At 68.9% G+C, this 11208-nt stretch carries 8 protein-coding genes and 1 tRNA gene; 5 read left to right on the top strand and 4 right to left on the bottom strand.

The features are described 5' to 3' along the window. Window positions 1-108 precede the first annotated feature (108 nt). Together CUT83_RS22890 and CUT83_RS22885 are read right to left on the bottom strand one after the other, a co-directional pair. Entirely contained in the window at window positions 109-1269 is a 1161-nt protein-coding gene (locus CUT83_RS22890) for a branched-chain amino acid ABC transporter substrate-binding protein (RefSeq protein WP_101257711.1), read from the bottom strand. A gap of 451 nt (window positions 1270-1720) precedes the next feature. Next, window positions 1721-2401 (bottom strand): ANTAR domain-containing response regulator, encoded by a 681-nt coding sequence (locus CUT83_RS22885; protein WP_101257710.1) that lies wholly within the window; start codon window positions 2399-2401, stop codon window positions 1721-1723. 99 nt (window positions 2402-2500) lie between these two features. On the opposite strand from CUT83_RS22885, the gene CUT83_RS22880 reads away from it, so the two are divergent. Continuing rightward, a tRNA-Leu gene (locus tag CUT83_RS22880) sits at window positions 2501-2574 on the top strand. Between the two features lie 108 nt (window positions 2575-2682). After that, window positions 2683-3465 (top strand): helix-turn-helix domain-containing protein, encoded by a 783-nt coding sequence (locus tag CUT83_RS22875; protein ID WP_101257800.1) that lies wholly within the window; start codon window positions 2683-2685, stop codon window positions 3463-3465. A gap of 96 nt (window positions 3466-3561) precedes the next feature. Here the strand turns inward: CUT83_RS22875 and pyk are convergent, their stop codons facing one another. Further along, on the bottom strand, window positions 3562-4995 hold the full coding sequence (gene pyk, locus CUT83_RS22870; RefSeq protein ID WP_101257709.1) for a pyruvate kinase: 1434 nt from the start codon (window positions 4993-4995) through the stop codon (window positions 3562-3564). Window positions 4996-5238: 243 nt separating this feature from the next. Here pyk and CUT83_RS22865 point away from each other — a divergent pair, with 243 nt between their 5' ends. The 3 genes from CUT83_RS22865 to CUT83_RS22855 all read left to right on the top strand — a co-directional run bounded on the left by CUT83_RS22865 (window position 5239) and on the right by CUT83_RS22855 (window position 8562). Next, on the top strand, window positions 5239-5694 hold the full coding sequence (locus CUT83_RS22865; RefSeq protein ID WP_101257708.1) for a hypothetical protein: 456 nt from the start codon (window positions 5239-5241) through the stop codon (window positions 5692-5694). 25 nt (window positions 5695-5719) lie between these two features. Continuing rightward, on the top strand, window positions 5720-8026 hold the full coding sequence (locus tag CUT83_RS22860) for a DUF6571 family protein (RefSeq protein WP_101257707.1): 2307 nt from the start codon (window positions 5720-5722) through the stop codon (window positions 8024-8026). 128 nt (window positions 8027-8154) lie between these two features. Further along, window positions 8155-8562: a hypothetical protein gene (locus CUT83_RS22855; protein WP_101257706.1), complete on the top strand. Its 408-nt coding sequence runs from the start codon at window positions 8155-8157 to the stop codon at window positions 8560-8562. Window positions 8563-8616: 54 nt separating this feature from the next. Here CUT83_RS22855 and pepN read toward each other — a convergent pair whose 3' ends face one another. Then, the gene (gene pepN / locus CUT83_RS22850) at window positions 8617-11133 is read right to left on the bottom strand and encodes an aminopeptidase N (RefSeq protein ID WP_101257705.1); all 2517 of its coding nucleotides are present in this window, start codon (window positions 11131-11133) and stop codon (window positions 8617-8619) included. Window positions 11134-11208: the final 75 nt, after the last annotated feature.

Below are 11208 nucleotides of genomic sequence, written 5' to 3'. Positions count from 1 at the left end.
AGGATCACGGAGGCGGACGCCCGGTACGAAGGCGGTGTCCGCCGGGTGTCACACCGGCCGGCGCGGGAGCGAACCCACCGCGCCGGCCGGCCGGAAGCGTCGGCCGGCTCAGCCGGCCAGCTCGTCGATGCTGCCCTGGTACTCGATGCCCTCGCCCTTGACCTGGTACAGGTAGATGGTCTGGTTGGTGAACTCACCCTTGTCGTCGAAGGAGAACTCCTTCGTCAGACCCTTGTACTTCGCCGCGCGCAGAGCGTCCACCAGCGCCTGGCGCTCGACACCGCCGTCCTCGTGGAGCTTCTTGATCTCCTCGATGATCATCATCGCGGCGTCGTACGACTCGGCCGAGTACGTACCCGGAGCCTGCTTGAACTCCTTCTCGTAGTCCGCGGCGAACTTCTTCGTCGCGTCCTCCTTGGTGGCGTCCGTGCACGGGCAGGTCAGCAGCCAGCCGTCCGAGGCGTCGCCCGCCAGCTGTATGAACTGCGCGTCGTTGGTGCCGTCACCCGACATCGCCACACCGTCGAAGCCCGCCTCCTTGAGCTTCTTGGCGAACGGGCCGGCGTCCTGGTAGTAGCCCGCGTAGATCAGCGCGTCCGGCTTGTTCTTCGTGACGTTCTTCGCCGCGGCGCTGTAGTCCGGCGTCTTCTGCGGCACGCTCTGGCGCACCACCTCGACACCGGCGGCCTTCAGGTCCTTCTCGGCGACGTCCGCCAGGCCGATGCCGTAGTCGGTCTTGTCGTCGACCACCACGACCTTCTCGGCCTTGACCTTGGCCGACAGGTACTTCGCCATCCCGGCGCCCTGGGCGCTGTCGTTGGGCACCGCGCGCAGGAACGTCTCGTAGCCCTTGGTCGTCAGGTCCGGGCGCGTCGCCGACGACGACAGCGCCACCAGGCCCGCGGCCCCGTAGATCTCGGCGGCGGTGTCCGCCGGGCCCGAGAACGCCGGGCCGATCACCGCGACGACGTCCTCGTCGTCGATCGCCTTCTGCGCGGCGGTGGTCGCCTTGTCCGGCAGGCCCTGGTCGTCGACCGGCACGTACTCGACCTCGAACCCGAGGTCGCCCTCGGCGTTCGCCTGGTCGATCGCCAGCTTGATGCCGTTCTCCATGTTCTGGCCGAGCTGCACGTTGTCGCCGGAGAGCGGGCCCTGGAAGGCGATCTTGTACGCGTCGCCGCTGCCACTGTCCCCTCCGCCGCAACCGGTCAGCGCGAGCGCGCCGACGGCCATGGGAATGGCCAGCTTGACGATGGTCTTGTTGAGCACGTGGAACCCCCTGGAGCCTGCTCAGATCACGACGATCGCCGTACCGTTCCGGCGTCGCGGTCCGCACGTACGTACGTGCGGCGTGGCCCGGAATCTATTGCCCCAGAAGCAGACCAGATAGGTGAGAGCGGCAGATGTGATCTCCCTGTGACCTGCGCCATGCGCCGGAAACAGAACACTCCTTACCGGAGAACGGACAGAAAGGGAAAGATCATCAGGGGTCGGACTCGTGAATTCTTCGACCCCGGACCGCAAATGCCCACCCCCGCGCCCCGCCCGCCACCGCACACGGCCCGCACGGGGATCCGGCAATCCTCCGTCCCCCGCCAACACCCCGGCTCACGCGGGGCCGGTGCCGGGCCGCGAACGGCCCCACCCCCCGCCCCCCGCGCCCCGGCACTGGCGACGCCCCGGCCGGAACCGGCCGGAACCAAGCGGCCCCGCACGGGCGTCACCGCTGCTGCTTCTTCTCCTCCGCGTCCTGGATCACGGCCTCGGCCACCTGCCGCATCGACAGCCGGCGGTCCATCGAGGTCTTCTGGATCCACCGGAACGCGGCCGGCTCACTCAGCCCGTACTGCGTCTGCAGCACCCCCTTGGCCCGGTCCACCAGCTTCCGCGTCTCCAGCCGCTGCGCCAGATCGGCGACCTCCCGGCTGAGCACCTTCATCTCGTTGAACCGCGACACCGCCATCTCGATGGCGGGCACCACGTCACTCTTGCTGAACGGCTTCACCAGATACGCCATCGCACCCGCGTCCCGCGCCCGCTCCACCAGCTCGCGCTGCGAGAAGGCGGTCAGCATCAGCACCGGGGCGATCGACTCCTCGGCGATCTGCTCGGCCGCCGAGATCCCGTCGAGCACGGGCATCTTCACATCCATGATCACCAGATCCGGCCGGTGCTCCCGGGCCAGATCCACGGCCCGCTGCCCGTCCCCGGCCTCGCCGACGACGGTGTAGCCCTCCTCCTCCAGCATCTCCTTGAGGTCCAGGCGGATCAGCGCCTCGTCCTCCGCGATGACGACCCGCGTCGTCTCCGGAGGCACATGCGCCCGCTCGCCGGCCGCGCCGGCCGTGCTGTCGGCGCCGTCGTCGGTGCTGATGGGCTCGGGGATGTCCGCGGTGCTCACTGGGCTCCTCGTTTTCCGGCCAGGTGGACCACAAGAGCCTACCTACCTCCTGTATGTTTGAGGTACGGCGGTCGTCCGCTAACCTTCGTTTTGAAGGAAGCCCCGGTAGTCCAGCGGCGAGAGACACGGTGCTCAAACCACCGACAGCGTGGGTTCGAATCCCACCCGGGGCACATTGCCTTATTTTCCAAAGCGTCCACCGCTTGGGAATCTTCACGCTTTAAGGTGAACGAATCTTCGATTGCCCCTATCGAGAAGGTTCCGCGTACATGCTCGCGAGCATGTACGGCCTCGCCACGCGGAAGCGCGTCCTCGCCCTCGTCGACCAGGGCCGCAGTCTCAACTCCGTCAGCAGGCAGACCGGAATATCCCGCTCCGCGATCCGCGCCTGGCAGACACGCATCCAGCCGCTCCCGGGCATCTCCCGGGAGACGGACTGCTTCCGCTGTGGATCCGAGCCGTCCCTCCCCGCCGACCGGCCCGCCTACGCCTACCTGCTCGGCCTCTACCTGGGCGACGGCTGCGTCAGCGCGCACCCCCGGCGCGACGGTCACTATCTGCGGATCGCCTGTGCTGACGCCTGGCCCGGGCTGATCGCCGCATGCCGCGAGGCGATCACCGCCGTCCTGCCGGACCGGAGCGCCTACCTCGTACAGGCGCAGGGGTGCGTCATGGTCACCTCCTACAGCCGGCACTGGCCCTGCCTGTTCCCCCAGCACGGGCCGGGCAGGAAGCACGAGCGGCGCATCGCTCTGGAGCCCTGGCAGTGCGAGGTCACCGACGAGCACCCCTGGGAACTGGTCCGGGGGCTCATCCACTCCGACGGCTGCCGGATCACCAACTGGACGACACGTCCCGTGGGCGGCGTACGGAAGCGTTACGAGTACCCGCGGTACTTCTTCACCAACACCTCCGGGGACATCGTGCGCGTCTACGGCGAGACCCTGGACCGGCTGGGAGTCGAGTGGCGGGCCGTACGCCGCCCCACCGGGGCGTACAACGTCTCCGTCGCCCGCCGGGCGTCCGTGGCACTGATGGACGCGCACATCGGGCCGAAGCACTGAAAGGCGGTACGGGGGAGGCCCCGGCCGCCGCTGGCGCGAGGCGGCGGCCGGGGCCTCCCGGTTCGAGGGCGGCCGGTCGGGCCGCACGGGGCCGGGTCAGCGGGCGGGGTGCCCGTCGCCGATGCGGTGGACGCGGACCATGTTGGTGGTGCCGGAGACGCCGGGCGGGGAGCCGGCGGTGATGATCACCTTGTCGCCCCTGGCACAGCGCCCCATCTCCAGCAGCCGCTCGTCGACCTGCTCCACCATCTCGTCGGTGCTGCGCGCGGTGGGCCCGAGGAAGGTCTCCACGCCCCAGGTGAGGTTGAGCTGGGCGCGGGTGGCCGGGTCGGGGGTGAAGGCGAGGACGGGGATGGGTGAGCGGTAGCGGGACAGGCGGCGGGCGGTGTCGCCGGACTGGGTGAAGGCGACGAGGAACTCGGCGCCGAGGAAGTCGCCCATCTCGGCCGCGGCGCGGGCCACGGCGCCGCCCTGGGTGCGGGGTTTGGCGCTCTCGGCGAGCGGGCGCAGGCCCTGGGAGAGCATGTCCTCCTCGGCGGCGGCGACGATGCGGCCCATGGTCCTGACCGTCTCCGTCGGGTAATTGCCGACGCTGGTCTCGCCGGAGAGCATCACGGCGTCGGTGCCGTCCATGACGGCGTTGGCCACGTCGGAGGCCTCGGCGCGGGTGGGCCGGGAGGAGTCGATCATCGAGTCGAGCATCTGGGTGGCGACGATGACCGGCTTGGCGTTGCGCCGGGCGAGGGCGACGGCGCGTTTCTGCACCAGGGGGACGGTTTCCAGGGGCATCTCGACGCCGAGGTCGCCGCGGGCGACCATGAGGCCGTCGAAGGCGTCGACGATCTCGGGGAGGTTCTCCACCGCCTGGGGTTTCTCGATCTTGGCGATGACGGGGAGGTGGCGCTCCTCCTCCTTCATGACGCGGTGGACGTCGGCGATGTCGCGTGCGCTGCGGACGAAGGAGAGGGCTATGAGGTCCACGCCGGTGCGCAGGGCCCAGCGCAGGTCGTCGATGTCCTTGTCGGAGAGGGCGGGCACGGAGACGGCGACGCCGGGGAGGTTGAGGCCCTTGTGGTCGGAGACCATGCCGCCTTCGGTGACCTCGGTGCGGATGCGGGGTCCGTCGACGGCGGTGACCTTGAGGGTGACGCGGCCGTCGTCGACGAGGACGAGTTCGCCGGGTGTGACGTCGTCGGCGAGTCCTTCGTAGGTGGTGCCGCACTGTTCGCGGTCGCCCTCGACGTCCTCGGTGGTGATGGTGAACTCGTCGCCGCGTTCGAGGAGTACGGGGCCTTCGCGGAATCGTCCGAGCCGGATCTTCGGGCCTTGAAGGTCCGCGAGGACGCCGACGCTGCGGCCGGTCTCCTCGGAGGCGCGGCGCACGCGGTGGTAGCGCTCCTGGTGCTCGGCGTGGGCGCCGTGGCTGAGGTTGAGGCGGGCGACGTCCATTCCGGCTTCGACGAGCGCTTTGATCTGCTCGTACGAGTCGGTGGCGGGGCCCAGGGTGCAGACGATTTTCGCGCGGCGCATGGCAGTGAGCCTATGACTTACCCGCAGGTAGGGGACTGTGGGAAGGGAACTGTTCAACGGCCGTTTCATATAGGGCCGTTAACAACTTGTGAAATGGGCGCGAGGTTGCTCGGATGAGCATTTCCGTTTTCCACGACGGCATACGACGGCGCGTGCGGGCCTGCGCTTCGGGCCGTACTCGCACCCACTCCCGGCTGTTATCGTCTGGTTACGCAGTGCACTGACCGACTCGGGGGAGGATGTGTGTCGTTCGACGAGGAGTGGGCCGCTCTGGTGGCGAAGGCATCGGAGCGCAGCGGTGCCGGGACGCGGCTGAACGAGGTGGCCGACCCGGGTGGCGGCGGGGGTGGCGGGCACGACCTGTCGGCCGTCCAGGACGAGTTGGGGGCCATCGGGCACGACGCCTACGTACTGTTCGGGCGGCTGCGGAAGGACGGCGACCTCGCCCGCGAGTCCAGCGACGGTGCCGCCACCGCTCTGAAGAACGCCAACTTCACCCTGGGTGAGGAGCTCGGCCTCACCGTCGGGGTGTGGGACTCCCAGCTCAGGACGTTGCTGCAGTCCTGTGCGCACATCTCCAACCACCTCGACTACAGCGCGAATTCCTACACCAAGCAGGACAAGGAGATCGAGGCGCAGATGCGGCACCGCGACGGCTCGGCCATGTCGGTGTCGGAGATCGAGCACTACTGCAAATAAGCACGGGGAACGGGGAAACGGCACCATGGCCAAGTTGACCTTCACCGATCTGTACGGCTTCTCCTTCTCCGGCCTGTCGGACGCGGTGTCGGACTGGGAGTCGGTGGTCACCGAACTGGGGGAACTGGCGGACGAGGCCCGCACCGGTATGGCCGCCAAGGCCGAGAAGACCGACTGGAAGGGCGAGAACGCCACCGTCACCAAGCCGTTCGTCCGCAAGACGGCCAAGGAGTTCGACGACGCGGCGGCCCAGGCCAGGAGCATCAGGAACATCCTCAGGGACGTGCACACGGACCTGAAGTCCGTTCAGGCCGACCTGATCAAGGAGGTCGAGGGAGGCCGTGAGCAGGGCATCCGGGTGAGGGACAACGGCGACGGGACGGTGGGCTTCTCCCTCGACCGCCGGCCGGACAACAGCGCCCCCTCCGAGGAGCAGCGCCGGGCGGGCAGGGACCTGGCGGACCGGATCGACCGGCTGATCGCGCGGGCCGATGAGCTCGACGACCTGGCGGCGCGGGCGCTGAAGAGGGTCCACGGCGGCGATCCCTACAACTTCGGGCACGTCCAGTACGGCTCCCTGGACGAGGTCGAGGCCGAGCGCGCCGTGAAGCTGGCGAAGCTGGGCCCGGACATGTCGGATGCCCAGTACCGCGAGTTCAACGGCCTGGTGGGCGCGAACGCCGAGGACCCGGAGTTCTCCACGGCCTTCTACAGGGGGCTGGGCGGCCCCGAGGAGGCCCTGCGGTTCTACGCCCGGATGTCGGTCGACGGCACCCTGGGGGACGGGGAGGAGAACGAGGGGCGGCTGGCGCTGTCCCGGGACCTCCAGCGGAACATGGGCATCGCGCTGGCCACCGCCACCGACCCGGACAACAAGACGCACCTGCCTGCCAGGTGGGGAGAGGAGTTCCGCAGGCTCGGCACTCAGCAGCTCGATCTGGAGCCGGGCCCGTTCGGCCCGCAGCCGTACGGCTACCAGGTTCTCGGCGGGATCATGCGCTACGGGGAGTACGACGCGGACTTCCTCACCCCCATCGCGGAGCACATCACCCAGCTCCACCACGACGAGCCCATGCGGTTCACGTCGAACAGGCCGGCGGGCATGGGCGATGCGGATCTCGGCTACAACCCGTCGGGCAGGGGCGGGGCCGGTTACGACCCGCTGACGAGTGTGCTGGAGGCGCTGGGGCACAGCCCGGAGGCCGCGGAGAGGTTCTTCACGGGTGACCCGACGGTGTACCGGGAGGACGGCATCGTCGACAAGAACGGGAAGCTGGGTTACCAGTACTTCGACGAGTTCCTCAGGGAGGACTTCGAGTGGCCGCCGGACAGCCTGGCGAAGCCGGGTGCGGACGGTTTGAAGGACGCTCTCGAGCACGGGCCGAACGCGCTGGGGCACGCGCTGGAGGCGGCGGCGACCGGGCGCGCGTACGACAGTCAGTCGACGGAGCCGATCGAGCACACCTCGGAGCGTGCGGAGTTCACCGAGCGTCTGGTGGCGCACTTCGGCGAGCATCCCGAGCTGATCCGCCACAACGAGAATCTGAAGGACGAGAAGTTCGAGGATCTGAAGTCCGGGCCCCTCCATGTGCTGCGGGACAGTCTGGGCAACATCACGGCGGAGTACATCGGCGACTTCCAGCGGGTGATGTATGGGAGTGATCCGCTGTCGGGGCGCTTCCCCGTCCATGGCGAACCTGCAGTCTTCGACTCCGGTCAGGCACAGCGGTTCCTTGCCGAAGTGGGTCAGGATCCGGAGGCGTACGCCACGATCACCAGTGCCCAGCAGGCATATACGACCCTGTTGGTGGACGGCGTCGTCAATGGTGAGAGCGAATCGACGGTGCATATGGATCAGAGGATCAGTAATGCGGTCGCTCCCGGTGCCGTGATCGCGGGCATTATGAGCGAGGCCCGGGCAGACGCCATCCTCGACTACCACTCGGCATCTGCTAAGGATTACAACGAGGCAGCGGCGGACAGAGGTAAGTGGGTCACCCGTGTCGTCGAGTTGGGTACCTCGCTCATTCCGCCCCGGGTTCCAGTGGCGGGAGAGGCTATTAACTGGGCAGCCGAGGACATCACTGAGAGCGTGGTGAAGAGCGCCGAGAAGGATATTGTGACCGCAGGGGAACAGGAGGGCAGCCGCGACTACGGCAAGGCTCGAAGCGCCACCATCGAAGCGACTGACGAAATCGTCAGGCGTGCACTCCTCGACCGCTCCGACATCAATTCCGAAACCGCCTGGGACATCAGGGAGGCGGCAACCACTCAGGCGGGCAATAGTTATGGCGAGGGATCCATGTGGGAAGCCTCTGGGGATGCGTCATGAGGGCAGGGAGAGAAGGCTCGAGAAGCGCGTTCGCCTCACTGATAGCCGTCCCGCTTCTGACACTGTCTGGTTGCGGGGACAGCGAAGAGCAGCGAAGGGAGTACTCTCTCCCAGAGTCTCTGTGCGGCGTGAATATCGACACGGATCTGGTCGACCCCTTCATGCCTCCGGGAAAGTGGATTCAACAGACGGAGAGTGAAGCGGGTCTCATCGTCTGGACCTGCGAGGTATCGGTGGACGGTAAGGATGTCTTCCGCATCAGCCGTGACAACTGGGAACCAGGTTGGTCCGCACGGCGCTTCGCCGTCAGACACGCCTATGTGAAGCCGACGCATGAGGCTGCGGACAATTCCTACGTGTACTCGGAGAATGGCGCGGTGGCCACAGTGCGGTGTACCGATCAGGGGGGCGACCGAGACCTTTTTCTCGTGGCCAAGGCGAATGAGAACACCGCTGGAGCCAAAGGCATGGAGAAGTTCATTGTCGCGTACCGCGATGATTTTCTGAAAAGCGATCCCTGCGCGGACATGCGATGAGCAGCCCGTGGGTGCCGGGGCCCGTCCGTGGACGGGCCCCGGCACCCACGGGCGTCAGTGCGCCGCGCGCACGCGCAACGCGCGGGCGAGGTCGTCGAGTTCGTCGGCGAGGGGGCGGCGCAGGGCGGGGATGAGGGAGTCGTCGGCCAGGCACCGCTGCCCCAGGGCCAGGGTGCCGGGGTCGGTGAAGGGGCGGGGGAAGCCGTGCCGTCCCAGTGCCTGGGCGATGGCGGGGCCGCGGCGGGCGGCGAGGGCGGGGGCCTGCTCGAAGTAGCGGGGGACGTAGTCGCGCAGCAGGTTGTGCTGCTCTGCGTGCCAGAAGCCCTGGAAGGTGGCTTTGAGCAGGTAGTTGGAGAGGGTGTCGGCCTCGTCGAACAGGGCCTGCCAGGCGGCTTCCTTGGCGGCGGGGTCGGGCAGGGCGGCGCGGCAGCGGGCGGCTCCCTCGGTGCCGGTGGCGCTGGGGTCGGCGTCGTGGGCGGCGCCGATGTCGGAGGTGTTCACGGCGCCGAGGACGGCGAGGCGGTGCAGAAGTCGCCAGCGCAGTTCGTGGTCGAGGGGGCGTCCGCCGGGGAGGGTGCCGGTGGTCCACCAGTGGTGGAGGTCGCCGGGGGTGGTGGCGCTGTCGATGGCGGCGCGTACGGCGGTCAGCTGTACTCCCCCGTCGCGTCCGGCGCCGGCCGGTTCGCGCTCCAGCAGGGCGCGGGCGAGGTCGGTGAGGGTCTCCAGGGCGGCGGTGCGCTGTTCCGGCGGCAGGTAGCGGTCGGCGATCTCGTGGCGGGCGAAGTCCAGGACGCCGGCGACGATGGCGTCGTCCTTCTCGTACGGCAGGTGGGCGCGTGCGGTGTCCAGGTAGTCGGCGGGCGGCAGCGCGCCGTCGCGGACCATGTCGCGTGCGGCGTTCCAGACGGTGGCGCGGGTGAGCGGGTCGGGCAGGTGGGCCAGGGCGCGTCGCGCGGTGTGCCAGGAGTCGGTGTCCAGGCGGACCTTGGCGTAGGTGAGGTCGCGGTCGTTGAGGAGGACGAGGTCGGGGCGGGGGCCGTCGGCGGTGAGGGTGTGGCCGTCGTCGGCGGGGAGGTCGGCGGTGAGGGGTTCGCGGGGGGTCGGGCGGCCTTCTGTTTCGGTGCCGTCGAGGTCGTAGAGGCCGATGGTGAGGCGGTGGGGGCGGTTGCCGGTGTGGGTGGTCTCCAGGCGCCAGTGGCGGCCGTCGGTGGTGATGTGCGGGGTGAGGGTGTCGACGCCGGTGGTGCGCAGCCAGCGGTCGGCCCAGGCGTGGACGTCACGGCCGGAGGCGCGGGCGAGGGAGTCGAGGAAGTCGGCGAGGGTGGCGTTGCCGAAGCGGTGGCGGGCGAAGTGGTCGTTGATGCCGGCGAGGAACGCCTTCTCGCCGAGCCAGGTGACCAGTTGGCGCAGTGCGGAGGCGCCCTTGGCGTAGGAGATGCCGTCGAAGTTGAGCAGGGCGGTGGCGGTGTCGGGCACGTCCTGGGGCTCAGGGGCGACGGGGTGGGTGGAGGGGCGCTGGTCGGCGTCGTAGCCCCAGGACTTGCGGTCGACGGCGAACTCGGTCCAGGTGCCGGTGAAGCAGGTGGCCTCGGTGACGATCTGGTAGCCCATGTACTCGGCGAAGGACTCGTTGAGCCAGATGTCGTCCCACCAGCGCAGGGTGACCAGGTCGCCGAACCACATGTGGGCCATCTCGTGGGCGATGGTCACGGCGCGGCTCTGGAGCTGGGTGTCGGTGACGGCGGAGCGGTGGACGTACTCGTCGCGGAAGGTGACCAGTCCGGGGTTCTCCATGGCGCCGGCGTTGAACTCGGGGACGAAGGCCTGGTCGTAGGAGTCGAAGGGGTAGGGCTCGTCGAAGATCTGGTGGTAGCGGTCGAAGCAGGCGCGGGTGATGTCGAGCAGTTCCTGCGCGTCGTCGTCGAGGTGGCTGCCGAGGGACTGGCGTACGTGCAGGCCGAAGGGGATGCCGGCGTGCTCGGTGCGCACCGAGTGCCAGGGGCCGGCGGCCAGTGCCATGAGGTAGGTGCTCAGCGGCGGGGTGGTGGCGCACTCCCAGCGGCCGGGTTCTCCTTCGACGCGGTGGGTGGTGCCGTTGCCCAGGACGGTCCATTCCTCGGGGGCGGTGGCGGTGACGGTGAAGGGGGCCTTGAGGTCGGGCTGGTCGAAGGCGGCGAAGACGCGGGGGGCTTCGGTCTGGAAGCACATGGTGTAGAGGTAGGTGCGGCCGTCGGCGGGGTCGGTGAAGCGGTGCATGCCCTCGCCGGTGCGCGAGTAGGCCATGTCGGCCTCGATGCGCAGTTCGTGTTCGCCCGCGTTCAGGCCGGTCAGCGGCAGGCGCCCGTCGGTGAGGGGGGCGGTGTCGAGTGCGTGTCCGTCGAGGACGGCCCGGTGGAGGGTGCGGGGCCGTACCTCGACGAAGGTGTCGCCCGCTTCGCGGGTGGTGAAGCGGACGGTGGTGGTGGAGCCGAAGACCTCTTCGCCCCGGGTCAGGTCCAGGTCGACGGTGTAGTGCCGGACGTCGATGAGCCGGGCTCGGCTCCGCGCCTCTTCTCGGGTCAGTGCGGGCATGGCGCTCATGCTGCCGTATCGGCCGTGCGGGGCGCACCGGGTGTCCCGTGCCGTGCCTTCCGGCCGGGGTTGTGC

Source organism: Streptomyces barkulensis (assembly GCF_002843305.1).
Classification (GTDB): domain Bacteria; phylum Actinomycetota; class Actinomycetes; order Streptomycetales; family Streptomycetaceae; genus Streptomyces; species Streptomyces barkulensis.
Note: the sequence above shows the minus strand (reverse complement) of the source record. Positions and strands in the feature narration are given on the sequence as shown.